Below are 26048 nucleotides of genomic sequence, written 5' to 3' on the forward strand. Positions count from 1 at the left end.
GAACTTGAATACGAAAATTCGAAGGAGTTGCTGTGAATATTTTAGAACGCCTGGATGAAAGTCAAACTTTCCTGGACGAAGAGCGCATGCTGCTCGATTCGGTACGCACACTGGCCACGACCAAAATCGCGCCCCGCGCGGCTGCTTATGACCGCGAAAGCGCGTTTCCCTGGGACAACATCAAGGAGATCAACGAGCTGGGCCTGAACAGCATGTTCATTCCTGAAGAATACGGCGGCATGCCTTTGTCATACCGGTGCTATCTGGCGTGTGTACGGGAGATTTCAAAAGCGTGCGCTGCCACCGGCATTATCTGGGCAACCAATTTTCACGCGATCAAACCGGTCATTCAGTATGGTTCGGAAGCGCTTAAATCGCGCATTCTGCCCCGCATTGTCGAGGGCGGGCTGGCGTCGCTGGTGATTACCGAAGCGTCGGCGGGTTCGGATGCGACCGGCATGAGAACGCAGTTTCGCGAAGAGGGCGATGAGATCGTCGTTGATGGTCAAAAGATATTCATCAGTAACGGTGATGTTGCCGATGTCTATGTGGTATTCGGCAAGTGGGCCGGTACGGAAAATGCCAAGGACGCGATCGGTGCGCTGATTATCGAAAAAGGCACGCCGGGTCTGACCGTGACCGGCACGGAACACAAAATGGGTACCCGCGCATCCGGTACGGCGTCGCTGTCCTTTGAGGGCTGCCGTGTACCACGTAGCAATGTGCTCGCGACGGCAGGCAAGGGCCTGCCGGTGCTGCTCGGTTCCCTGAACAAATCGCGTCCGAGCGTTGCCGCGCATGCGCTGGGTATTGCGCGCGCAGCGTTTGAAGACGCCGTCGCTTATATCAACGACCGGCGTCAGTCCGGCCGTCGCATTCTGGAGTTTCAGGGGATTCAGTTCATGCTGGCCGATCTGGCCTCAGAGCTGGCCGTCTGCGAAAACTGGCTGTGGCATGTGGCGGGGCTGGTGGATCAGGGCGTGGATGACATGGGTATCGAAGCATCCATATTGAAATTAAAGGCGACAGATCTGGCGATGCGGATCACCACCGATGCCGTTCAGTTGCATGGCGGCTATGGATATTGTCAGGATTTTCGTGTCGAACGCCTGATGCGTGACGCGAAGATCACCCAAATATGGGAAGGCACCAACCAGATCCACAGACAATTGATCGGCCGCAGCTTTTTGAAAAAGGAAAAAAAATGAGCAACATTAAAACAGTCGGTGTCGTCGGCAGTGGAACGATGGGCACTGGTATTGCGATTGTGATCGCCCGGGCGGGATTCAAGACAATCGTGCTGGATACGCGAGAAGACGCGCTGGCGCGTGCGCGTGATCAGGCCGCCGCTTTCCTGACCAAGTCTGTGGCCAGGGGAAAGCTGAAGGCCGGGCAGGATGAAGCGATCATGGCCAATTGGCATGGGACCACCCAGGTAGACGATATGGCCGAATGTGATTTGGTCATCGAAGCGGTGTTCGAAGATCTGGCCGTCAAACACACGTTGTTCTCAAAACTGGACAAAGTATGCCCGCCCCACACGATTTTTGCCACCAACACCTCCACCATTTCCATCACGGAAATCGCCGGTGGCAGCGGTCGTGCCGATCGGGTGGTCGGCATGCATTTTTGCCTGCCGGCCCAATTGATGAAGTTGGTCGAAATGTCTCCCGGATTGGTGACTTCCGAAGATACTTTCGACACGGCTTGGGCGTTTTGCGAGCAGCTCGGTCAGAAACCGGTCAAGACCCGCGACATGCCTGGCTTCATTCTCAATTACTTCCTGATTCCATGGCATAACGATGTCATCAACATGGTGGACCAGGGTGTCGCGGAACCTGCGGATATTGATCTGGCGGTCAAGACCGCGCTTGGCTATCCCTTGGGACCATTGGAATTGCTTGATATGGTCGGCATGGATACGCAAAAACTGTTGGCCGAGGCGATGCACGACCTGACCCATGAGCCACGGGCAGCTTGCCCGCCGCTGGTCAAACGCATGATCGGTGCCGGCAAGCTGGGCCGAAAATCCGGTGCCGGTTTCCATGTCTATGACAACAACAAAATTTTTGGAGCATGAGCATGAGTTATCAGATCATTGAGCAAGGCCAGAGCCGTTCTTTTCCCGAGCCCGATGGGTTCGTCAACGCAGCGTCGGGCAAGGGCGCGGAACAGAATGAGGGTCTTTTCCTCATCGGGGACCAGCTCGCGCAGTTGTGGCAGCAGGAAAGGGTGCGCATAAGCGATAAAGCCTTTGTGGCCATTGAACTCGACACCGAATGTCTGGGTGTATACACGGGTGAGGACACGGGGCCATCGAACGTGGTGGGCTTTGCGCGCTTTCGACTGGGGGATGACGCGCCCACCAATCTGGTGGAACTGGTCAAAAAACCCTTTACCGATACGACGGCGCTTGATGCCGTTCGTGCGGCATTTGAAGCGGCTGGTCTGGTTGTGGTGGTATGTAACGACTTTCCGGGACGGATTCTGAATCGACTGCTGCGACCCTACTACAACGCGGTGTTGCGCCGACTGGACGAAGGGCTGGCCACGGCATCCGATATGGATCAGACACTTTGTCTGGGCCTCGGGTATCCTGAAGGTCCCCTCTCGTTGCTGAATCGAACCGGTCTGCATCATCATTACCGCGTGACCCGACAACTCTATGAAGCACTGGGAGAAGCTCCTTATGCTCCAGCAAGGCGCGCGCAGGTGGCCTGGGCTCGCCATCAACAGGAACAGCAATGACACAACCTCTTGCAGGTATTCGGGTTCTGGACTTCAGCACGCTGCTGCCCGGACCCATGTGTACCTTGATTCTGGCCGAAGCGGGCGCCGATGTCATCAAACTGGAGCGCGCCAGCGGTGATGAAATGCGCAGCTATGCCCCCCGTTTTGATGAAGACAGCGTTAATTTCATAATGCTGAACCGGGGCAAGCGCTCGGTCTGCCTGGATCTGAAAGCGGAGTCCGACAGACAGGCCGTTCTGGCACTGGTCAGGGATGCCGACGTGGTGGTCGAGCAGTTCCGGCCCGGCGTCATGCAGCGGCTTGGCCTGGATTATGAGACGCTCTCGAAGATCAATCCGAAGCTGATCTATTGCTCCATTACGACGTATGGTCAGCATGGACCCAAGGCATTACGCGCGTCCCATGATCTGAATTTTCAGGCGGAAACCGGCATGCTGGCGCTGTCTGCCGGCGCCGATGGAGCGCCTCCGGTGCCGCCCGCGCTGACGGGTGACTTGGCCGGCGGCACCTATCCTGCCGTTGTCAATATTCTGCTCGCCCTGCGCCAGCGCGATGTTGACGGTAAAGGACAGCATCTTGATATCTCCATGACGGACAATCTGTTTACCCTGATGTATTGGGGACTGGGCAATGGCTGGAGCCAGGGTCACTGGCCGCAGCCCGGCAAGGAACTGGTGACGGGCGGCTCTGCACGCTATGCGATCTATCGCACGAGTGACGGACGCTACCTGTCGGCGGCGCCGCTCGAAGACCGGTTCTGGCAGACCTTCCTGACGCTGATCGGGCTGCCGGCGCTGCTGGATAATACCGATGCAGAACAGGTCAAAAGCGAAATCGCACGTGTGATTGCATCACAACCGGCTTCGCATTGGTTGCAGTGTTTTGAGGGGCATGACGTATGTGTGTCGGAAGTGGTGAATCTTGAGCAGGCTGTTGAAGACCCGCATTTCAAGGCAAGAGGGTTGTTTGACCGGGAGGTGGAAAATCATCTGGGCCGGTCCATGCCGGCGCTGCCCGTGCCGGTCTGCGCAGCCTTCAGGTCAGCACAGACGCGTGTTGCCGCGCCTGCGCTTGGGGAGCATACACGCGATATTTTAAATATCACAAAAAAAGGAAATCACAAATGAAAGCCGTCCTTATTCATGAATTTGCCGAACCGGAAGACTTGCCGGTAGAAGAGATCGCGGAACCGACCCCGGGGGAGGGTGAGGTTCTGATCGATGCAACCCACGCGGGAGTTAATTTTCCAGACATTCTGGTCATGACGGGTAAGTACCAGAACCTGCCGGCGCGCCCCTTTGTGCCGGGTAAAGACGCGGCCGGCACCGTTATCGCCGTGGGGCCGGGCGTGCAGCAGCCACGTGTCGGCGAACGGGTGGTGGCGCAGGTTGAATACGGCGCGTTTGCTCAACGCGTGATTGCACCGGCAGCGTCCTGCTCTGTGCTGCCTGACACGCTGTCCGATTGCGATGCTGCGGGCATGGGTCTTGTTTACCAGACTGCGTACTTTGCACTGGTCGAGCGCGGTCAGTTCAAGTCGGGCGAACTCGTACTGGTTAATGGCGCGGCTGGTGGTGTCGGGGGCGCTGCCATTCAGCTGGTCAAGGCGTTGGGTGGTATTGCATTGGCCGGTGTGGCTGGTGAAGAACAGGCCGAGGCAGCGCGTGCGCTGGGCGCCGATCACGTTATCGATCTGACGACGCCCAATCTGCGCGATTCGCTCAGGGAGCAGGTGTTCGCGTGCACGAACGGTCATGGCGCGGACGTGGTACTGGACCCGCTGGGCGACGATATTTTCGATGCCGCCATCCGGGCTGTCGCGTGGTGCGGGCGGGTGGTGTGTATCGGGTTTGCTGCGGGCCGGATTCCCACGCTGAAAGTGAATTATTTGCTGGTGAAAAATATTTCGGTATGCGGGTTGCAATGGAGCGATTATCGTGATCGCCAGCCTGAAAAAGTCAAGGACGTACAACAGCATTTATACGCTATGCATGCCACCGGTGCGTTGCGACCGCTGATTACCGAAGTCTTGCCATTGGAGCGCTTTGCAGAGCCCTTGCGCGTGCTTGCCAGTGGCAAAGGGCGGGGGAAGTATGTGCTCAAATTAAATTGATACTATGGTACATGAGAGCGCATCGCCAGTTGTGTTTGCGCGCTCTGCTTAAAAGAATAACCGGCCTGCCGGCAATTTTTTTAATGTCCTAGTAGATGTTGCTATTTTTGTGATGGCAAACGATGGCTTTGATAAAAGCAAATTGTGTTATCTGCTCATACGGACGACGCCGTTAAGCGCGTGAATGCATAAACCGAATTCATATTCAAGTTTTTTTTGCTAAAATGAATGATCGTTCATTCATTAATGCGTTCCAATATGCGTGTGAATGGGCCTTTCCCCGATATTTAAGAGTGACACTATGACCAAGTTTGACGAAAAAAGTTTGCGGCTAATTTTCCCCTTGTGGCAAGGCGGAGACAATCCTCCTTATTATCTGGGTTCCAAATTGCTTGCGTGGCTTGCGCCCGAGCCCACCGGACCGGTGGAAGAAGTGCCCGTCGAACCCTCAGGCAACGTCGCACTGCCAGTGGAAAACAAGATGCGCGGCCGCAGTGTTCTGGTCAGGCAGACCCAGGCCGCGCAGGATATTGTCCAGCGCCGACAACCTGATTCGGTTGTTGTTCTGGGCGGAGACTGTCTGGTTTCGCTTGCGCCTTTTGCCTGGCTTAGCGAGCGATATGGCGATAAACTGGGTGTTCTATGGATTGATTCGCATCCGGACGTCCAGAACCCGGAGCAGTACAGTAATGCGCATGCGCACGTTCTTGGCACGCTCATGGGGCAGGGCGACCCCGATCTGACCCGATTCGTGAGTCGTCCGATCAGCCCGCGGAATGTTATGATCGCCGGTATTCACAGCCCGTTGCCACATGAGGCAGCGTTCATCGCTCGTCATGGCATCCGGACATGTGCGCCTGAAGCGGTTCGGGAGGGAGCAGAGCCAGTGATGCAATGGCTCGATGAAAGCTGCATCGAAGTGCTGGCCATTCACTTTGACCTTGACGTGCTGGATCCTGCTCATTTCCGCTCGGTTCTGTTCGCCCGTCCAGGCAGGGGGCAGGACGACTTTGGCAATGTGGCAGAAGGTAAACTGGACATCTCCGATGTACTGCAACTTATCCGACAGGTCGCATCAAAGAAAAAAGTAGTGGGGCTGACCCTCGCCGAGCACCTGCCATGGGATGCGGTCAATCTCAGGACAATGCTTGCACAATTGCCGTTATTGTCTCATGAGGGAGAGTCAAGTTGATAGGTGCACGGGCGGCATAAAACCGCCTGTTTTTACAGGAATGAATAATGCAGAAGGACACCGAGACATTCCAGAAGCTGATTAAGGCTGCTGCCTGCTGTTTCTCGGAAAGAGGATTCAGCGCGACCAGTGTCAAGGAAATCGCTGCCCGCGCTGGGATCAGTCAGGGAGCGATGTATACCTACTTCAAAAGCAAGGACGATCTGATTGCCGCCATTGTGTTGGAAGAGCAGCACTCGGCACTGGAAAAACAGGGCCAAGATTATACAACGTCGCACTTTCAGAGGTTGTGTGACCTGGTCGTGTCCTGCATCAGTGATGTTGGGTATCCGGTGACGCATAACCTGTGGGTGGAAATTCTGGCCGAATCGGCTCGCAACCCAAAGCTGCGGGAGACGTTTGTGGAAAGCGATAAGGCCATGCGTAAAGGCATTGCACGTATTATTGATCAGGGTGTGAGCAATGGAGAGTTCCGCCCGGGTATCCGTTCGCGCGAGGCCACCCTTTATATTTTTGCGCTGATGGACGGGTTGATCGCAAGAAAGGCCATTGATCCGAATTTTTCCGTATCGAAATCGTTGCCGTCGTTTGTCAGGGTGCTGCGAAGCATACTTTCCTGATGCGGGCAGCGTAGAGCCGGATTATTCGTCTTGCCTTGAATAATTTCGAACGCCGCGATCAAATACTTCAACTGGATATACTTTTGATTCCATCATAGACTTTCTTCCATATTGTAGAAGAAGGCATACACATGTTGGGTTCGGCACTGAAGGGCATAAAAGTAGTAGATCTATCGCGCATACTGGCCGGGCCGTGGTGCACTCAGAATCTTGCAGACCTGGGTGCGGAAATCGTCAAAATTGAACGACCGGGCAGTGGAGACGACACGCGCGGATGGGGACCGCCTTATCTGGAATCCGCCGATGGCGATAGCATGTCCGCCTATTTCATGAGCTGCAATCGCGGCAAGAAATCGGTTGCACTGGACTTTACGCAGGAAGCCGACAGGCAGACGTTGCTGGCGCTTATTCGTGACGCCGACGTGCTGGTTGAAAACTTTCGTGTTGGTACGTTGAAGAAGTACGGATTGGATTACCACAGTATCAAGACCGTGAATCCGCGTCTGGTTTATGCGTCCATCACAGGTTACGGACAAACGGGCCCCAAGGCGCATCGACCAGGCTATGACTATATTTTCCAGGGCCTGGGCGGGTTAATGAGCTATACAGGTCGGGCTGATGGCGAGCCAGGTGCCGGGCCTTTGCGCACGGGTGTTGCCGTTGTGGATATCACAACCGGCATGTATGCGACGTCCGCAATCCTGGCGGCCCTGTTTCAGCGCACGCAGACGGGGCAAGGCGCCTGGCTGGATTTGGCGCTGCTTGATGTCGCTGTCGCCATGAACGCCAATCAGGCGGCCAATTTCCTGGTGTCGGGTAAAAGCCCGCAGCGCACAGGCAACGCGCATCCCAATCTGGCCCCTTATGAAGTTTTCCGGGCAAGCGATGGTTTTTTCATTCTGGCTATCGGTAACGATACGCAGTTTGCGCGCTTTTGCGATTTCTGCGGCCAGCCCGGGCTGGCGCAGGATGAGCGGTTCAGGACTAACAGCGGCAGGATAAACAATTTATCTGTACTGCGACAAATCCTGAATGAAATACTGGGCGCAAAGCCGCGCCAGTTCTGGACCGACGCGCTGGATACGCTGGGCATATCCTGGGGGGCGGTCAATTCGCTGGAGGAGGTGTTTCAGGATGAACAGGTCCGGCATCGCCTAATGCTTCAAAAAACGATTCATCCCAAGCTGGGTGAAATCAACCTGGTCAAGAATCCCATGTTGGCCGGAAATCCGCAGGCCGGCACTAACCCTGACGCTCCGCCGTTACTGGGCGAGCATACTGAGTTGGTGCTTGGATGTCTGAATACACATATTGAGTGATAAAAAATGCATAAAAACTTTAAAGTTTGTGCCGCGGCATGCCTGTTTTCATTGTCCAGCATTGCCGCTGCGCAATATCCTGATCGTACTGTTGAGCTCATTGTCCCGTATGCGCCAGGAGGAACAACAGACTTGATTGCACGTATCGTCGCGGCAAAACTGAGCGACGTGCTGGCGCAGTCCGTGGTGGTGGTCAATAAGCCCGGGGCCGGAGGAGCGGTGGGTAGCGCCTACGGTGCGAGGCAAAAGCCTGACGGATACACACTTGTCATGGCTGTCGAAAGCTCGCACGCTGTGAATCCTAGCGTACAAAGCAAGCAGCAATACGATCCCGTGAAGGACTTTACGCCCATCAGCAATCTGGTTAATGTGCCCGGGGTGCTAGATGTCAATGCCAAATCTGATATTAAGACTTTTCAGCAATTGCTCGCTGCCCTGAAGGCAGAACCGGGAAAGTTCTCTTTTGGCTCATCGGGATTAGGGGGGTACAGCCATTTATTCGGAGAGCGTTTCCTGAGCGAGACCGGCACCGATATGCTTCATGTTCCGTACAACGGGCTTGGACCTGCGTTGACTGCGCTTCTGGGTAATCAAATCCAGGTTGTTTTTGACAATCTTCCATCATCAACCGGCCAAATCGAGGCTGGCGCGTTCCGTCCGCTGGCTGTCGCGGCGCCCACCCGGGTAAAGAGCCTGCCCGATGTGCCCACTTATGCCGAAGTGGGTTATCCCCAGTTGAATACGCCGTCCTGGTTCGGCATTGCAGCGCCGGCCAACATTCCAGCTGATGTGCTCAGCACCCTTAATAAAGCCGTAGGCGAGACACTGGCCGATCCCAAGGTGATCGACCTGATCGAAAAGCAGGGCGGCATACCCGACCACACGTCTCCCGAGGAATTCAAGCAACTTATTGAGGAGTCCAATAAAAGATGGCAAGACGTTGTGCAGGATATCGGTTTTGAAAAACTTTGAGGTGAATAATGAACACAAATGCGAATTCTGAGTACTGCGATCTGTCAGTAGACGATAACGGCATCGGGACACTATGCATTCAGAATGCTGGAAAATTGAATATTCTGGGCACGCCTGTTATTGGCGCCCTGACTGATGCACTAGGCCATGTGGCTGAACGAGATGACATTCGTGTGCTGGTGGTGCGCGGGGAGGGCGATCGGGCGTTTATCGCCGGTGCCGATATCAAGGAAATGGCACATTTCGACATGCAACGTGCCGAGATATTCATTGATGGTTTACGCAAGTTATCCGATGCAGTGCGGCTGCTGCCCAAGCCTGTGATTGCCAGGATTCCCGGCTGGTGCCTTGGCGGGGGCATGGAGTTTGCACTCGCGTGCGACTTGCGCATCGGAGCCGATGCAGCAAAAATGGGGATGCCCGAGGTCAAGGTTGGTATCCCCTCCATTATCCAGGCCGCGCTCCTTCCCCGGTTAATCGGGACGGCTCGTTCCAACTGGATGTTATTGACCGGCGAAATTGTGGCGGCTGACAAGGCATTGAATTGGGGGCTGTTCGACAGTGTCGTGCCACTGGCTGAACTGGATGAAGAGGTCACTCGCGTGGCCGGTATGCTGGCTGGGCTGGCGCCTGCCGCGTTGGCTCAGCAGAAACGTCTGTTGCGCGAATGGGAAAACGAGCCTCTCGAAACATCCATTCTGAATGGTGTGCGTGAGTTTGCGCAGGCATTCAACACGGGCGAGCCGCAGAAGTACATGGGCGAGTTTATTAAGGCAAAACAGAAGTCCAGTTAACAAGCCATCCATCAATGTCGACTGTCCAGGGCAGTCTTTGGATGGTTAAAGCAGTCTATGTGCGTGTAGCCAACAGTAAGCAAAAAATAAATTACACTTACAGCAGTAACGGTAGCATGGTGATTGAGTGATGTATCGCTAAAATATGACAATCATCATTTTTAATCCTGGTCTTTGCATGCAGAGACCAGGTTTTGCCGTTCGGACGAAAATTATCTATTAAATAATTTATTATTCGCCGCTTAGCTGTTTGCGTCACGATCTACGGAACACATAATTTGCGCTACGAACTCAAAGATCTGAAGCTCTTTCTTGCGATTGTTCAGGCCCAGAACCTTTCGGTGGGGGCTGCCCAAATGCACATGACGGCCTCGTCCGCCAGCTACCGCTTGAAGAATCTGGAATATACAGTGGGCAGCGGGCTATTTGTGCGGACCTCAAAAGGCATGATAACAACGCCTGCGGGAGAGGTTTTGGCCCGTCATGCGAAGAAGCTATTGGCAAGTGTTGAGCTGATGCACACTGAACTCAATGAGTATTCCGGCAATTTGCGCGGTTCGATCAGGGTGCTTGCCAACAGCAGTTCGCTTAATGGTTTTCTGATTCCCAGCCTTGCCAGATTTCTGACGGGTAATACCGGTATTAATGTGGATCTGAATGAGAAAGAAAGCCTGAAAATCAGTCATGCAATCGAGGAGGGCGTGGCCGATATCGGGATTGGCGCCGATCTCGATCAGCTACCCAGTCTGGAACGCCATCTGTACGCGCAAGATAGACTGGTTTGTGTGGTCCCGCGGGATCACCCCTTGGCCGGTATGTCAGACACCTCTTTCGAAGAAATTCTGGATCATGATCTGGTGTCCGTACAACAGGCAAGCAGTAACTTTCTGTTCTTGTCCAACCAGGCGCGGTTATCCGGAAAATCCATGAAAGTACGGGTGCATGTGCATAATTTCAATTCGGCGCTCTATATGGTCGAGGCTGGAGTGGGTATTGCCATTGTTCCCGCCAGCATTGCCATTGCGGCGACTGCGCCGGGCCTGCTGGTCGCGCTTCCCATGACTGATGTCTGGGCAGAACGAACGCTGCATTTGGTAATGCGCGTAGATTCAGGCGAACAGACGGGCCTCATACGGGAGTTTGCCGATATTCTGTTGAATGATCCGCAGGTGGCTGAGGCACGGCCGGCGCAGATGTCGCCAGCATGAGGTGAAGCGCGAATGACATTGACGCCATTTGGGAGAAAAAATGAGTCGTGAACGATTAACGGTAGATGTTCCCGACGACATCGTAAATATTCCGGACTCAGTTTTGGATATTGCGGGGACAAATCGAGTCGAGCTCGTTTGGCGCAATGAACTGGGTGGCCTGACGTTTCGTTTCCATGGTAAGGAAGGAACCCGTTACATCAAATGGCAGTCTTCAGCGGAATTGAGTCCGGCAGAATATGAGGATGTGAACCTCATTACAGAGTCCGAGAAGCTGCGCTGGGCGGGGCAGTACGTGGCCGTTCCCAGAGTTATTGACTGCGGCAAACAAAATGGCGCGGTCTGGCTGGTCACCGAGGCAATCGACGCGATACCTGCTGTTGACCAGCGATGGCGAGACCAAGCGGAAGTTGCCGTGCGTGCCATCGCGACGGGACTACGCCGATTTCACGACGCTTTGCCGGTGGAAAGTTGCCCCTATCGGGGTGCATGGCTAAGAACGACGTCGGTGCCGGAGCCGGAGCGCCTGGTTGTTTGTCATGGGGATCCATGTGTGCCGAACACACTGCTGACCAGGCAGGGCGGGTTTTCTGCACACGTTGATCTTTGTCGGCTAGGTATTGCGGATCGGTGGGCGGATTTGGCGATTGCGACCTACAGTATCAGTTGGGAAGGGAATTTTGGACAGAGTTATGATGATCTTTTTTTCTCGACCTACGGCATTGAGCCTGACGCCGAGAGAATTCAGTTTTACCGGGACCTCTGGGACAAGGACTGACAGGTTGGTAGTCTGCTGATTTTGACCTTCCATACAGACCTTGGAATATATATTGAAAGAAGAAATCGGACCTATATTTGTCCGTAATTTCAGTATATGGATATCATTTCTTGAGGCCGACGGATGGTCTCTGTAGGGAGTTGTGTATACGCATCATGTCCCTGGGTCAATCAGTCTAGTTGTCAAGATCACCGACGGTGAGCACAACGGGGAGGTGACTATCAATTTCCCAATAGGACACACGCCTAAACACTACTGATTCAGTTGTGAGGCAACTGTCTGGAATATCCAACGCGTCCTGGAAGAGCGGCATGTCAAAGACAAACTTCTAGCACTTGGACTACAAAACGAATTCCACGGCGCTGTGAGTTTTCAGAAATATATTGCTTCAGAGCAGAGTCGATGGAAAAAGCTCATCGATCAAGCAAGAATAGCAGCTAAATATAAGCGTTTCTGCTCAATGCTCTCTCGATCACTATCATCATAACTAAGAGCAAAAAAATCCCCGGACGTGCGTATGAATACATGGATCATCTCCTGGGAGTCCGAGAAATTGTTCGTGCCTCCCAGGGGGCAAGGTTGAGTTGCCGTTGACATTATGTGATTTATGCCTGATTTGTAATGCTTAGATGTATGTTCGTCTCTCCCCGAGTCATCTGTTTGTCGCTGGTAAGACGCTACTTTCCAAGGGGCAATTTATCAACTCCTCGACGAAGAATATTGCAAAACCTTCCAAGGATCTGGCATTGATGACACCGGGACTTCGATAACGACAGGACCATTAATATTTATAGCTTTTTTTAAAGCGTGTTGTAGTTCACCTGGTGTTTTCGCGAAAAGATAGTGTGCGCCAAAACTGTCGGTCAGTTTCTTAAAATCGGGATTGCGCAATTCGCTTCCGATGCGTCGGCCTCCATATTTATTGTCCTGAATGCGCATTACGTTTCCGTAGGAATTGTCATTCGCCAGGATAGTGATGAAGGGGATGTTATGTTGAACTGCGGTTGCCATTTCTTGTACTCCAAACATAAATCCTCCATCACCGATCACTGAAACAACCGGCACATCAGGGCAGGCCACTTGTGCGCCAATAGCGGCGGACGTTCCCCATCCGAGGGTTCCTTGATAGCCTGGGGAAATATAAGTTCGAGGGTGGTAAACGGGAAATGCGGCTCGACTTACGTAACTGATTTGTGTCAAATCGTCTACAAATATGCCTTCATCGGGCAGTGCGTTACGTATTGCCTTCAGATATTCAATTTGAGGGGCAAGTGTTTGTAGTTTCTTTTGTCCCGAAGCGCGAGCGAGTTCGATTTCTTTGCTCTGACTGTGGGTGTTGTTAACCGCCGGAATTGATTCTATCAATTCGCGCAGAATTGTTTTTGCATCTCCAACTAGTCCTACCGTAGGCGCATGAATTCGTTCTAACTGGTCAGGATCTGCGTCAATACGTATCACTTTCAGCTTGTCGTCCACACCCCATGTCATCAGTTGTAGTTGCAAGCGAGTGCCGATGGCGAGGACGACATCGGCTTTCCCCCATAAAATATGTCCGGTAACCGCATCCACCCATAAAGGATCTCGGGCAGAGACTACCCCTTGTCCCATGCGATTCGCGGTAACAGGCGCATGTAACATGGTGGAAAGCTCTCTGACCTCTGCGCTTGCGTCTTGCGCTCCACCACCTACAACAATTAAGGGACTTTTCGCAGAGCCCAGAATTTCAGCTGCTCTTTTCACCGCATCGAAATCAACAGCATCACATTCGTGTTCTCGCATGGCAGGGCGACGCGCGACGCCTTCTTTCCCCCAAACGTCCATCGGGCATTCCAGCCCAACGGGACGGGAGGGTTTTTTCGTCAGTTCAAAAAGAGCGTCTGCGGCAATGCACGCGGCTTGGGACGGCGCTTTGATTTGGGCTGTCCATCTGGTAAATTGCTGCATGACTGAAAGCTGATCAGGGATTTCATGCAGTTGTCCAGTCATGCGCCCCATCAGAGACGATTTTATTTGACCTACCAGAGCCAATACAGGGGCACAACATCCATAGGCTGTTGATAATGCTGCGGTCGTATTCAAAAAGCCTGGGCCCGGAACTACTGCGTAGGTTCCTGGTTGGCCTGATGTCATAGCATATCCGGCTGCCATGTAGGCGGCACCTTGTTCATGTCTGGTGTGAATTGTTCGTAAGCCAGTCGTTTTATAGAGGGCGTCAAACAAATCATCATTTTGAATTCCAGGCAAAGCGAAAATATCTTTTACACCTCCCTCTACCAGGACCTTCAACATAATTTCTGCAGCCGTCCCTTTTAGCAGATCATCATCGGCTTGATCTTTTTTCGTCATGATATTCTCTTTAAGTAAATATTAGTAATTTAATTATTGCTATTGTCCGAACTGAAGATTATTTTCTTTTACCAAAATTGAATAACGCTCAAAATCACTCTTCATTCGTTTTGCAAGATCATCCGCTGACATCGGATCTGCATAAATATAGAACTCCTCAAGCTTTTTCTGTACATCAGGCATTGCAAGAATTTCGTTCAGTTCCTGGTTGGCTTTCGTAACGATCGCCGTTGGGGTATTTCGAGGAAACGTCATTGCATACCAGGTATCCAGCTCCCATTTTCCGGGAACGCCAACCTCATTCAGATCTGGAATATCCTTCAGATTAGGTACACGTTCGCGCCACATAACGGCTAATGCTCGCAGACGTCCGTCTGAACCAAGGAAGCTTCTTGCGGCCATTGGCGTATCTACCGTAAAACTTGTGTCTCCCGAAATGACAGCCATCACAGATGGAGAGCTACCTTTATAAGGTATGTGCTCACCCGCCAGGTCTGCATCTTTTTTAAGCATTTCCACCGCAAAAAGCATCGCTGTGCAGCATGAGCTAAACTGAAGTGATTCAGGTTTCTCAGTTGCGATATGTTGCAAATCCTTGAACGTCTTTATAGGTGAATTTCCTTTTACAAGAAGCAAGAGGGGCGTTTTACCGACCATACCTATTGGCGCAAAATCCTTGAATGGATCATATTGTTGTTTGGGGCGAATAATCAGGCTTTGGATAATGCCCATCGTAAATAAACCCATGGTGTAGCCATCGGGTTTGGCATTGGCAACTGCACCTGCACCTACCATAAATTCTCCGCCAGGCTTATTCTCAACGACAGTGTTTACCTTCCATTTTTTCTGCAGCTTCTCTGCCAGCAGGCGGGCAATTGAGTCTGCGGCCCCTCCTGGACCAAAAGGAACAACGATACTTAATGTCTTACCTTGCTCGGGATAGGCATCAGCCATAGCGATATGTGGTGTCACCGCTAATAGGAGTGCGCATATGGTATTACTTAATAATTTTGACTTCATTGTCACGTCTCCTCAAGAAAAGCTTGCTTACAAGCAAGGTTTCGTAAATTTGTTTGTTTAAAATCAATAGCTGTTTACTGAATATGCAGGCATAGAATTCGTGCAAACGAGCGTTCAAATTTCTCTTTAAAGTTGCAAAAGCATTTGCCGTCAAGGGCAAAGCGCTGTCGTCATTTCTAAATTTGCGTAATGAATTTGGTCACCAGGTAGCCCTCGAAGGTCTCGGTGCCGCCTTCGCTGCCGATACCGCTGTCCTTGATGCCGCCGAACGGGGTTTCCGGCAATGCCGAACCGAAATGGTTGATATTCACCATGCCGGCTTCCAGTTCATTGGAAACCTTGATTGCGGTTTGCAGCGACGTCGTGAAGACGTAAGAAGAGAGGCCGAACGGCAGGCTGTTTGCGCGTTTGATGACTTCGTCGGTATCCGAGAAACGCACGATAGGCGCGATCGGTCCGAATGGTTCTTCGGTCATCAGGCGTGCGTCGTCTCCGATATTGGTCACGACAGTAGGGGGGAAGAAAAAACCTTGGCCACCTAGCGCATCTCCACCCAGTTCAATGGTCGCGCCGCCCTTGCGTGCGTCTTCGACAAACGAAGCCATGGTGCCGACACGACGCTGGTGCGCCAGTGGTCCCATGTCGGTATCCTTGGCCGTGCCGTCGCCGACCTTGATGCCCTTAAGGGTGTCAAGGAAAACTGAGAGGAACTGGTCGTAGGCCTTTTCTTGTACGTAGAAGCGGGTCGGCGAAACGCAAACCTGACCCGCATTGCGGATCTTGAGTTTAGCCAATTGCTGGGCCGCCTTTTCGATATTGGCGTCGTCAAAGACGAGAACCGGCGAATGGCCGCCCAGTTCCATGGTGATTCGCTTCATGTGGGCGCCGGCCAGCGCGGCCAGTTGCTTGCCCACGGACACCGAACCGGTGAACGATACCTTGCGCACAATCGGCGAGCGGATCAGGTGGTCGGAGACTTTCGGCGGGTCGCCCCAGACGATATTCAGAACGCCGTTGGGAAGTCCCGCGTCGTGGAAAATGCGTCCGATCGCCATAACGGCACTGGGCGCATCTTCAGGGCCTTTCAGAATGATCGTGCAACCGGCGCCGATGGCAGCGCAGATCTTGCGGATAGCTTGGTTGTAAGGAAAATTCCAAGGTGTGAAAGCTGCGCAGACGCCAATAGGTTCGCGCACGGCAATTTGGCGCACGGCGGGGGTGCGCGGCGGGATGACCCGACCGTAGATGCGGCGGCATTCCTCGGCGTGCCAGTCGCAATGGTCGGCGCAACTGATGATTTCACCAACCGCCTCCGCCAAGGGCTTGCCCTGGTCGCGCGTCAGGTTCAGGCCGATCTCCTGGGCGCGTTCGCGCGATAGTTCGCCTGCCTTGCGCAAGATGGCTGAGCGATCCATGGGGGAGCTGTGCTTCCAGGTCTGGAACGCGCGCTCTGCCGCTTTCAGCGCGTGGTTCAGGTCCGCCTCGCTGGCGTGGGGCAACTGGCCAAGCACTTCGCCGGTGGCCGGGTTGATGACATCCTGGGTGGTACGACCGTCTCCTGACAAAAATTCACCATCAATATAGAGACTTAGCGCTTCATACTGGCTCATTACTTATCCTTCATTTTGAAATTGTTCAATCTGTTATTCGTATAAATCACGAGAATCCTTTTTATTGTTCTCGGGGCGCAAGCAATCCAGTTAGAAACGGGTTCGGCGTCGGCTCTGTGACCTGGATCTGGTAATACACTTTTCACGACGATTCCCGTGGGTAGGGCAAGTTGACCGACCCTTTTCCGCAACGCGTGATAAGTGCTCATTTCAAGGTTGGCAGGATGAACTGGTTGCCATGAAAATTGCGATACTTATAAATATCAAATAATAGGATTGTTGTTCTTAATAACAGGATTTAATTATCGAGTTCATAGATAAATGCGTCAAGTAGGGATAACCCAGCATATGTGTTCGAATTACTATTTTTTGATTATTAGTATGTATATTCCATTTTTCATTTACTATGAAATATTAGGCTCTGAACTTGTATTTGATTCGATAAAAATAAATGTGCTCTATTCCGCTCGGAAGCCGGCTAATTCCCGCAGGCGCGCCTATGCCATGCGTAACTGCAATAATGACTTTAACGCATTAAGAAGATGCTTTCGAGAGGCATTCTGGTATCTTCCCTGTTTACTCAGAGAGCCGGGATTACTTAATTTTAAATGCAAGATGCGCCGCCAGATAGCCCCATATGCAAGGACCAATTTACCGCCAGCGTGCGTATGTAATATATGCTGGCGGTAAGTAATTACACTTATTTGAAGATGAAATAAAGCTACTGCAGATTATCGACGTTTTCACTGCATACTTTCTAATTGTTCTTTTAAGGCCTTGCGATCAACTTTACCAACTGAATTTTCAGGCAGAGCATTAACAATATGAATCGATGCTGGTTGGTATATACGCGACAAATTGGTTTTGAGTAGTTCGCTCACTTCCTGAAGGTTCAGTGTGCAACCCTGCCTTGGAGAAACAAAAGCGATAGGAACTTCACCAAGATCCTCATCGGACTTGCCGATGACGCAGCAATTGGCGACATCCGGATGCATGGCGATGACGTGTTCAATTTGCGACGGCGAAATATTTTCCCCCCCTCGGATTATCACATCTTTAATGCGACCAGTAATGTATAAATATCCGTCTTCATCTATATAGCCAATGTCTCCGGTATGCAGTGAGCCCAATAGCGGGTCGAGCTGGCCCTCGGCCGAGACACCTACGTAGCCGAGCATCAGGCTTTCACCGTCGATACAGATTTCTCCATTCACGTTTGGCTCGGTAATGCGATCGCCATTCGCCGACAGTAGAAATACATCTTGATTGTCCAGCACCTTGCCGATCGAACCGATTTTCCTGCCCGTGGGAGGATTCATCGTAGATGTGCAGGTGGCCTCGGACAAGCCATATGAAATGACAAGCGGAAGCCCAAAGTAGTGCTCGATTTTTTTGTGTAATTCGGTCGTAATTGGAGCTGAACCGCAGCGTGCTAGCCGTAAATGAGCAACGGCCTCTGCCGGTAACGGGTGTGCCAGCATGCGTGAATACATCGTCGGCACGCCGGTAATAATAGTCGGCTTTACCGCCGCCATAAGACCCGGCATGGTTTTGGCGGAGAAGCGGGGTGCAAAATAAATCGTCGCGCCCGTGATCAGCGGACTGAATAACTGATTGTTCAATCCATTTGTGTGATAGATGGGCATCACATGCAGCAGAACATCATCCGGGATGAGTTCGGTCATAGAGATGACGCCTCGGGCATTGTTCAGCACGCCTTGGTGACTTTGGAGTACTCCTTTAGGCTTGCCCGTGCTACCCGACGTAAACAACATTAATGCAGGATGAGACGGTTGTACAGTCTGCGACCAGTGCGGCTCACTTGCAGGTAAAGTTGAAGGGTTCAATACTTGCACATTATCGCAGGGCGCAGTAGGCGCAGCCTCATCTGTCAGCAGCCATGTCAGTCCACCGCCGCGCAGGCGATCCATGCGCTCCGTAGCACCCAGTTTCGGTTCCAGTGGACACGGGCAGGCACCCGTAGCCATGACAGCGAGAAGCACAATGACGGCATCAAGCCCGCGCTCCATATCAATAGCCACACGCGCTTGTTCGCGAACGCCCGCCGCTCTCAGGCGGCCGGCCATGTCTGAAACGTCTTGATATAGCTCACTGTAACGGATATTTCTATTACTGTCCTGCAACGCGATCCGATTGGCAATGTCGATATTGCGCCAAGTTGATTGCCATATATTTAAGATAGTGTGGGAAGCTGTCATGTGTTTTTTTCTCCTACCTCAGCTTAACGCCAGCATCTTTTTCAAATTGTCCGTCAGGATCCAATGCGTGCAATGCAGCAATTTCTGCAGCGGTCGGTGGATCAGTAGGTTTTGCCTGCTGATGATCAAAAGTAAAACCGGTTCTGCTGATGACTTCCTCGACCGAAGATTCAGGATGGTAGGATTGCAGTGCGAGTCTATTGTCTTGTTTAACGAATACGGCAATCGGTGTGACCACACCATGAAAGCCACCCCAGGAAGTGCGGAAGTCCAGTTTGTCAACAAAGGTGCGCGTCGAATGTTCTGTTCTCCAGGTGCAGGCGCGTCGAGCGGTTGGCAGCATGACGGCGCCTCCGCCTCCGCCTGGCAGGCGAACCTTGGGCGAGTGCCAGTCGCCGATGCAGGAGTTGTTGGCATTGCCTTCGCCGTCGATCTGGGCGGCGCCCAGAAAGGTCAGATCCATTCTGCCGCGTGAGCATAGATCGTAGAAGTCTTCGTTCGCAAAGATGGATGCCGATTGCTGCGCAAGCACAGGATCGGAGCTGGACAGGGGGATCGAAGAAGGCTGCGGATCCACACCACCAGCCACGTTGATGTAGATAAAATCCCAGTCGTAGGCCTTCTTGGCCATCAGGCACGCCAACATGGGCATGGTGGAGTTGACGCCGCTGAATGTAATCTCATTGGGATGTATAAAACGCGCCAGATTGGTAACGATGTAAGAGAAAGGAGACCAGCTGTTTTCCATTATGCAACTTCCTTTGCTTCGGGAGCTTCGTTCATATGCGTTTTGAATGCGGTGTCGTCCGGATTCAGGTAGGCTTCCACTGCCGGATAATCAATTTCGTAATCGGGCCAGCAGGAGCCTGGCCAGGCGCCATTTTTGACGATAGAGAAAGCTTCCACCATAAAGTAGGGGATCAGAGTCGTCTCTGGGTTTTCCGTGAACACGGTGTCGTCGACCAGACGTTCCGCAACAACCAGTACGCTTTTGGCCGAACGGGACATAATCCGGTCCCAATGATAGGTGCCCAGCACACGCACATTGCCTTTGCTGTCAACTTCATTGGCATGGATGACTGCGTAATCGGGCTGGATCGCTGGAATAACCCATACATCTTTTCCTGACCCATAAGGATCGGGAATTTTTGCCCATTCGTTCAATTGGGCCAGCTCGCTGCCTTCAATGCCGGCGCACGGTTGGAAGGGAATTCCGAAAGCGGCAGCACGCAGTCCGGCCGTCAGCGACGCGCAAGCATGTTCTTCCAGTGCCAACCGCTGTTGCTCGACTGCTTTGCGATAGTTCTGGGCAAGACCGAAGTTGCCCTCCATGGCCACAATGCCGGCGCGCGCCCTGGTTGCATTGCCTGTGCGGCACAGAATATCAATATCGTAACCCGGCGACTGCTTGATGATCTCCAGGTCTTGTTTGTCCTGGCGAATGAGTTCGCGAACAAAAGAAAAGGGTCCGCGATGCAGAAAACTGCCGCCCAGCGCCAGCGATGCGCCATTGGGAATACGGCTGACCAGTTCCTGTAGGGAAACACATTTATCTGTTTGGTTAAATCCTGATGTCATGGTTATCTCCGGATTAATTGGGTTTCAGGTAGGCACGGATCCTTTCTTTGAGCCCTGGCGCTGCGGCTGATCGCACCAGGGCGGCCAGATTCTGGTCGGACTCAGTATCAGGATAAAGCACCTTATAAAGATTCCGGCGCGTGACATCAGACAGGATCGCGTTGTTGTTTTCTGCTTGTTCGATCAGGGACTGCCAATCTTCCGGCTCTCGTACCTGCTGGATAAGTCCGATGTTCAGCGCCTCACCGGCTTCGAACGTGCGGGTGCTGGAAAGAATGTCCAGGGCATTTTGCGTTCCAACAATGTTTTGAAAACGGCGCGTCCCCAAGATAAGACCGAACTTGATTCCGGGGAAGCGAAAGGTGGTGTTGGCGGTGGCGATACGTTTTTTGCAAGAAGCGATAATATCCACGCCGGCGCCGAAGTTGCGTCCGTGGCAAAGCGCTACTGTCATGGCTGGAGACGTGGCCAGCAGATCCAGCAGGATTTCGATATGGATTATTCGCTGCAACAAATCGCCCTCGCTGGCGGTATCCAGATCGGAAAAATCGAATCCAGCGCAGAAGTTTTTACCGCTACCTTTGAATATCATGAGCGGAATATTTTCCTGATGGGCGGCCTCTATGCCTTCTGTTAATGCCTGCACAAGCTCTGGCGCCAGTGCATTCATTTTCTGCGGACGGTTCAGTGTGAATATCCATGCCTGATTTCGCCGTTCAATTTCAAGCACTTCGCTCATGCATTTTCTCCCTGAGCGGCAATCGATGACAGAACTTCGTCATTATGTTGACCCAGCGCCGGAGGCCCGGCCGTGATGCGGCTGGTCTTGCCGTCAAAACGGATGGGCGAAGCAAAGGTGCTGGCAGTCAATCCATTGGGCAGGGGAATACTTTGTACCCATTCCATATGAGCCACCTGTTCGTCCGCCAGTATGTCTGAGTACTGGTTGATAGGCGCACAAGGTACGCCTGCACCCCGGAACTGCGCGAGCCAGTGCTCTGATGATTCGTCTGCAAAAATCGCTTCCAGTATTTCGAGCAAGTCGTGTTGATGTTGCGCTCGTAATGAGGTTGAGGCAAAACGTTCATCGTCAAGCAAATCAAGCCTATTCACCACTTGGCAGACGGACTTCCATAGAGAATTGTTACCCGCAGCCATGCCGAAATAACCATCTTTACAGCGAAAGACCTGATAGGGTGCGTTGCGGGGGTGGGCTGAGCCCATTTTTTTGGGATTATTGCCACTGCCAAAATACTCGGACGTTTGCAGGGCAGCAATACCTAGTGTCGCTCCCAGCATGGAAACATCAATATGCGTGCCTTCACCCGATTTCTCCGCCAATCTTAACGCCGAAACAATAGCGAATGCAGCATATAAACCAGCAGAAAAATCGCATACTGGCACCCCACATTTGACGGGAGCGCCGTCAGCTTCACCGGTAATGCTCATGAGTCCGCTCATGGCCTGAACCGTCAAATCGAATCCACCTTCCTGACTACGCGGGCCATTTTGCCCATAAGCAGAAATCGAACAATAGACAATTTTGGGATTGAGCGCTTTTATCGCTGCAAAGCCTAAACCTAGCCGGTCCATCACTCCGGGACGATTGTTTTCGAGAACAATATCTGCTTCACTCATAAGTTGCTGTGCAGCCTTGACATCAGCAGGATCTTTTAAATTGAGTGTTATCGATTTTTTATTCCGATTCAGCGAAGCGAAATTTTCACTATACCCATCGCTGATTGGCGGCCAGCTTCTCAACGTATCTCCACCATTGGGGTTCTCTATTTTGATTACGTCGGCACCCATGTCGGCAAGTAGCATACTGCAGAACGGGCCTGCGGCAACATTGCAAACTTCAATGACTTTGACGCCTTGTAGCGTGGATTCTTGTTTCATAAATATTCGCTCACAGAATGGTTTGTACTAATTCGATTCGCCAAAATAGCCCCGACGATATCCCGATTCCCGAGAAATTTCACGCGCAGCGTCCAGTACCACTGGCGACCAGCGTTTCATGTTTTCGATCGTGAATCGGTCCAAGGGGCCCGAAATGCCGAAAGCGGCGATAACTTTGTTATGCCCGTCAAAAATGGGCGCAGCGATGCCACCGACATTGCTGCGCCATTCCCCACGATTGATTGCATAACCAATACGGGAAATGTTGATCAGTTCTTCCTTAAGTGCAGATAATGTGGTGATTGTCGTTTCTGTATGACGGATGAGATCCGTGGCGTTACGTTCCAGGTATTCGCTGGGCTGAAAAGCCAGCAGGGCTTTGCCGGTGGCAACGGCGTAAGCAGGAGCTCGACCACCGATGATTGAGTAGGCGCGGACAGGATTGGGGCTGTCTATTTTATCGATATAGATCACGTCAAATTTATCAAGGACGGAAAGATGCACGGTCTCCTGTGTTTCTTGCGCCACGCTGCGCATTAAGGGCGCTGCAATTTTCCGCACATCCAGCCGGGCAAGGCGTTGAGCCGCCAGTTCGAAGACTTTCAGTGTCGGCCGGTAGCCGCCCGTATGGCTGCTTTTGCCTACGTACCCAGCCGCTATCAGCGTTTGCAATGTGCGATGGGTATTGCTTTTAGTCAGACCAGCGGCCACGGCAAGATCGTCAATCGTGTTCGGTTGATCTTCCTGCGCGCATATGATTTCAAACAATCGCAATCCTTTCAGTAGGGTCTTATCCATTTCTATCTCAAATATTGATATTTAGAATCCCATATTTTATATCAAAAATTAGAGACTCATTAGTCAATGGATTTGAACCAAATATTCGTTGACCAAGTAGCCATTATATGCGATTCTTTATAAAATACAACAAGTAGTATTTATGTCCTAAATATTAAGATTTAAAACAGGAGGTATAAATGAGATTATTTATCAAAATGGCCGCAATAGCATGTTTTGCTCTTTCATCAACAATTAGCTTTGCCGCCGACTGGCCAGCAAAACCGGTCACGCTGATCGTGCCTTATCCGCCAGGCGGAGCGAATGATTTTTCAGCCCGGATCTATGCGCAATATCTTCCTGAATTGATCGGTGCGCCGGTCGTGGTCGATAATCGGGCAGGTGCTGGAGGTGAAATAGGTGCTGAACTGGCTTCACGCTCCAAGCCTGACGGCTATACAATGCTTTTCGGCGCAATTGGAAGTTTGGCGATCAATTCAGTGTTGCCATCGAAACCCAAAACGTATAATTTCCCAGATGCATTTGAGGGAGTCTCCTTCGGCACGGCCGTGCCACTGGTCGTTGCCGTTCGCAACGGGTTAGGCGTGAACTCGCTAGATGAACTCATTAAGAAAGCGAAGGAGAATCCGGGAAAAATTTCGTACGGTTCAGCAGGTGTGGGTTCATCGCAGCATATGGCCGTGGAAAAATTCCAGCTGGCAACCGATACCAAACTACTGCATGTCCCTTATAAGGGTAGTGGCCCAGCAGTAACCGATTTACTTGGCGGTCAAATCGACATGGTCATTGAAACACTGACTACTTTGTATCCACAAATGAAAAGTGGCAAGATCAAATTGCTTGCCGTCAGCACGCAGGATCGGGTCAAGACCATTCCTGACGTTCCAACTTTGCAAGAATCTGGAGTTAAAGATTATGTGCTTACCACTAACTACGGTCTTCTAACTCCTGCCAGCACTCCTAAGCCAATTGTGGAAAAGATGTCTAAGGCAATGCAGGCTGTGGCAGCACGCAAAGATGTGGAAAATAAACTAATCGAATCTGGGGCGAACGCATATGCAACGACTCCTGAGCAAACTGACCGCTTGTTGCTGGACGAAGTCAAGAAATGGCAAGATGTGGCTACACGAGCCAAAGTAGAGTAAAAGGTCGACGGACAGATATATGAATAAGAATCATCATCTTGCTATCGTAGGAGGCGGCTCTGTTGCCGTCTCTTTTCTTGCGCAGTTCATCGCGCGGTTGCAAAACACGGAAATGGGAACATCCCGTCTTCGGATTACACTTTTCGAACCGACTGGCATCATCGGACAGGGAACAGCCTATCAAGCAGATCTGAACACGAATCTCCTTAATGTCCCTGCGAACAATATGTCCCTATATGATGAAAATCGGGGTCACTTTGTTAACTGGATCTCCTCCTTGAGTGAAAAGGAGCTCCAGGGGTACGGAATAGAGCGAGTTGATGGCAATGAGTTTTATCCCCGGCCTTTGTTCGGACGCTATGTAGGCGATCAATTTAACAGAGTCGTCAGGCAAGCCAATGCCCTTGGCGTGGAGGTTGAGGTCGTACACGAGTCAATCATCGCCATTGAGAAACAACCAAACAAAAATATCCTGCTTCGGGATGGCTCGGGTCACCGATATGAAGCTGACCGTATTGTTTTATGCAATGGGAATTTATCATCCGATAAATTCGATGCACTGTTGCCACACACAGGCTTTTTCAATAGCCCTTATCCTGTTAATGGATTACTCGAAACGATACCCAGGGATGCAGCTATCGGCATTCTGGGTAGCAATTTGAGTGCGATTGATGCCATTGTGGCATTAATGGCTGGAGGGCATACCGGACCAATTCACTGTTTTTCCCGGCAAGGGAAACTGCCTTCGGTCAGAAGCACGAGGCCCACAGCGGTAGGCAACAAGATGACCCGTGGGGCAGTCCTTGAACTGGTTGCGCAGCAAGGGGGGCATCTCAAAATAAACCATATATTCGAGAGACTACGGGAGATGATTCAGTATCATTCTTCCACCGTCGATTTTCAGGACGTAAGAGGACAAGGTGAGAATGCCAAAGAACAATTAGACTGTGAAATCCTGGCCTCCCTGAGCCAAGAGAGACCTTGGCAATCAGTGCTCGCCTCAACTAACGAGGTCATCGACTTACTTTGGTATTACCTGGCTCCTCCGGAAAAACGTGAATTTCAGGACAAATGGTTATCCCAATGGATGTCTCGTCGTTCCATGTTTCCGATGAAAAACGCACTGAAGATCCAGTCTATGATGGTCAAGGATCAACTGCATGTTCACGCTGGCTTCCAATCTTGCCGCCCGGGAGCTGGAAAGCAGTATTTTGATATGGACTATCGTGACAAGCTTGATGTTATCCAGTCGTTAAGGTGTGATTTCGTTATTAATGCCACCGGATTTTCGCAGAACGTGGAAAAGTCAACTGATCCCCTGGTAGTCAATTTATTAAAGTCTGGACTTGCAACGCCGTCTGAATACGGAGGATTGAAACTTGATTTTCCAACCGGAGGCCTACTGAGTTCTGACGGTAAGTTGACTGAAGAAATAACGGTTTTAGGTAGCCTGGCACGTGGTACCTATTTTTGGACGATTTCAATGGATGTCAACGCACGGCTTGCGAATCAACAGGCACGACAGATAATTGCAAAACTCGCATTCCAGAGCGAAAGTGTCAAGGCGTGACTAACGCGTCCGTGTTGTTTGTAGTTCGAAGCAGCGTAGCTGCAGCAGTGCGCAGTTCGCTGCTTTGTGCAGGAAAAAGATAAGACGGATGCTGTAATATACCTGGATCTTTTAAC

Annotated in this window: 23 protein-coding genes; 14 read left to right on the forward strand and 9 right to left on the reverse strand. The window is 51.8% G+C overall.

The window, feature by feature from the left end:
• The first annotated feature begins 32 nt into the window (after positions 1-32).
• From W822_RS35475 to W822_RS35530, 12 genes are all read left to right on the forward strand, one after another.
• Positions 33-1208 (forward strand): acyl-CoA dehydrogenase family protein, encoded by a 1176-nt coding sequence (locus tag W822_RS35475; protein WP_024005409.1) that lies wholly within the window; start codon positions 33-35, stop codon positions 1206-1208.
• Positions 1205-2080 carry a 3-hydroxyacyl-CoA dehydrogenase family protein gene (locus tag W822_RS35480; RefSeq protein ID WP_024005410.1) on the forward strand — a complete coding sequence of 292 codons (876 nt, stop codon included), beginning with the start codon at positions 1205-1207 and terminating at the stop codon, positions 2078-2080. Before W822_RS35475 ends, W822_RS35480 begins: the two co-directional genes overlap by 4 nt.
• Positions 2081-2082: 2 nt before the next feature.
• On the forward strand, positions 2083-2748 hold the full coding sequence (locus W822_RS35485; RefSeq protein ID WP_024005411.1) for a 3-hydroxyacyl-CoA dehydrogenase family protein: 666 nt from the start codon (positions 2083-2085) through the stop codon (positions 2746-2748).
• Positions 2745-3878 carry a CaiB/BaiF CoA transferase family protein gene (locus tag W822_RS35490; RefSeq protein WP_024005412.1) on the forward strand — a complete coding sequence of 378 codons (1134 nt, stop codon included), beginning with the start codon at positions 2745-2747 and terminating at the stop codon, positions 3876-3878. Before W822_RS35485 ends, W822_RS35490 begins: the two co-directional genes overlap by 4 nt.
• Positions 3875-4864 (forward strand): NADPH:quinone oxidoreductase family protein, encoded by a 990-nt coding sequence (locus W822_RS35495; protein ID WP_024005413.1) that lies wholly within the window; start codon positions 3875-3877, stop codon positions 4862-4864. The genes W822_RS35490 and W822_RS35495 overlap by 4 nt, the downstream gene beginning before the upstream one ends.
• A 301-nt stretch (positions 4865-5165) precedes the next feature.
• A complete protein-coding gene (locus W822_RS35500) occupies positions 5166-6056 on the forward strand; it encodes an arginase family protein (protein WP_024005414.1) in 891 nt (296 codons plus the stop codon).
• Between the two features lie 47 nt (positions 6057-6103).
• The gene (locus W822_RS35505) at positions 6104-6676 is read left to right on the forward strand and encodes a TetR/AcrR family transcriptional regulator (protein ID WP_024005415.1); all 573 of its coding nucleotides are present in this window, start codon (positions 6104-6106) and stop codon (positions 6674-6676) included.
• A 131-nt stretch (positions 6677-6807) separates the two neighbouring features.
• Complete coding sequence (locus W822_RS35510; RefSeq protein WP_024005416.1) at positions 6808-7995, forward strand: CaiB/BaiF CoA transferase family protein; 1188 nt, start codon at positions 6808-6810, stop codon at positions 7993-7995.
• A gap of 6 nt (positions 7996-8001) precedes the next feature.
• Positions 8002-8967 carry a Bug family tripartite tricarboxylate transporter substrate binding protein gene (locus W822_RS35515; protein ID WP_024005417.1) on the forward strand — a complete coding sequence of 322 codons (966 nt, stop codon included), beginning with the start codon at positions 8002-8004 and terminating at the stop codon, positions 8965-8967.
• Between the two features lie 8 nt (positions 8968-8975).
• Complete coding sequence (locus tag W822_RS35520; RefSeq protein ID WP_024005418.1) at positions 8976-9761, forward strand: enoyl-CoA hydratase; 786 nt, start codon at positions 8976-8978, stop codon at positions 9759-9761.
• A 278-nt stretch (positions 9762-10039) separates the two neighbouring features.
• Entirely contained in the window at positions 10040-10969 is a 930-nt protein-coding gene (locus tag W822_RS35525) for a LysR family transcriptional regulator (RefSeq protein ID WP_024005419.1), read from the forward strand.
• Positions 10970-11009: 40 nt separating this feature from the next.
• Positions 11010-11747, forward strand: a complete 738-nt coding sequence (locus W822_RS35530; RefSeq protein WP_024005420.1) for an aminoglycoside 3'-phosphotransferase — start codon at positions 11010-11012, stop codon at positions 11745-11747.
• 699 nt (positions 11748-12446) lie between these two features.
• Here the strand turns inward: W822_RS35530 and W822_RS35535 are convergent.
• The 9 genes from W822_RS35535 to W822_RS35575 form a co-directional block, all read right to left on the reverse strand.
• The gene (locus W822_RS35535) at positions 12447-14093 is read right to left on the reverse strand and encodes a thiamine pyrophosphate-dependent enzyme (protein WP_024005422.1); all 1647 of its coding nucleotides are present in this window, start codon (positions 14091-14093) and stop codon (positions 12447-12449) included.
• 39 nt (positions 14094-14132) lie between these two features.
• The gene (locus tag W822_RS35540) at positions 14133-15113 is read right to left on the reverse strand and encodes a Bug family tripartite tricarboxylate transporter substrate binding protein (protein WP_024005423.1); all 981 of its coding nucleotides are present in this window, start codon (positions 15111-15113) and stop codon (positions 14133-14135) included.
• A 176-nt stretch (positions 15114-15289) separates the two neighbouring features.
• A complete protein-coding gene (locus W822_RS35545; protein WP_024005424.1) occupies positions 15290-16723 on the reverse strand; it encodes an NAD-dependent succinate-semialdehyde dehydrogenase in 1434 nt (477 codons plus the stop codon).
• A 743-nt stretch (positions 16724-17466) separates the two neighbouring features.
• Positions 17467-18942 carry a class I adenylate-forming enzyme family protein gene (locus tag W822_RS35550; RefSeq protein WP_024005425.1) on the reverse strand — a complete coding sequence of 492 codons (1476 nt, stop codon included), beginning with the start codon at positions 18940-18942 and terminating at the stop codon, positions 17467-17469.
• Positions 18943-18955: 13 nt separating this feature from the next.
• A complete protein-coding gene (locus tag W822_RS35555) occupies positions 18956-19690 on the reverse strand; it encodes a CoA-transferase subunit beta (RefSeq protein ID WP_024005426.1) in 735 nt (244 codons plus the stop codon).
• On the reverse strand, positions 19690-20520 hold the full coding sequence (locus W822_RS35560; protein WP_024005427.1) for a CoA transferase subunit A: 831 nt from the start codon (positions 20518-20520) through the stop codon (positions 19690-19692). The genes W822_RS35555 and W822_RS35560 overlap by 1 nt, the downstream gene beginning before the upstream one ends.
• Positions 20521-20533: 13 nt before the next feature.
• Positions 20534-21259 (reverse strand): enoyl-CoA hydratase/isomerase family protein, encoded by a 726-nt coding sequence (locus W822_RS35565; RefSeq protein WP_024005428.1) that lies wholly within the window; start codon positions 21257-21259, stop codon positions 20534-20536.
• Positions 21256-22419 carry a CaiB/BaiF CoA transferase family protein gene (locus W822_RS35570; protein ID WP_024005429.1) on the reverse strand — a complete coding sequence of 388 codons (1164 nt, stop codon included), beginning with the start codon at positions 22417-22419 and terminating at the stop codon, positions 21256-21258. Before W822_RS35570 ends, W822_RS35565 begins: the two co-directional genes overlap by 4 nt.
• A 27-nt stretch (positions 22420-22446) precedes the next feature.
• Positions 22447-23217, reverse strand: a complete 771-nt coding sequence (locus W822_RS35575; protein WP_024005430.1) for an IclR family transcriptional regulator — start codon at positions 23215-23217, stop codon at positions 22447-22449.
• A gap of 179 nt (positions 23218-23396) precedes the next feature.
• Between W822_RS35575 and W822_RS35580 the strand changes: the two genes are divergently transcribed.
• Together W822_RS35580 and W822_RS35585 are read left to right on the forward strand one after the other, a co-directional pair.
• Positions 23397-24362, forward strand: coding sequence for a Bug family tripartite tricarboxylate transporter substrate binding protein (locus tag W822_RS35580; RefSeq protein WP_024005431.1), 966 nt, complete (start codon positions 23397-23399; stop codon positions 24360-24362).
• Positions 24363-24381: 19 nt separating this feature from the next.
• Positions 24382-25932 carry an FAD/NAD(P)-binding protein gene (locus tag W822_RS35585; RefSeq protein ID WP_024005432.1) on the forward strand — a complete coding sequence of 517 codons (1551 nt, stop codon included), beginning with the start codon at positions 24382-24384 and terminating at the stop codon, positions 25930-25932.
• Positions 25933-26048: the final 116 nt, after the last annotated feature.

Source organism: Advenella kashmirensis W13003, assembly GCF_000506985.1.
Lineage (GTDB): Bacteria > Pseudomonadota > Gammaproteobacteria > Burkholderiales > Burkholderiaceae_B > Advenella > Advenella kashmirensis_A.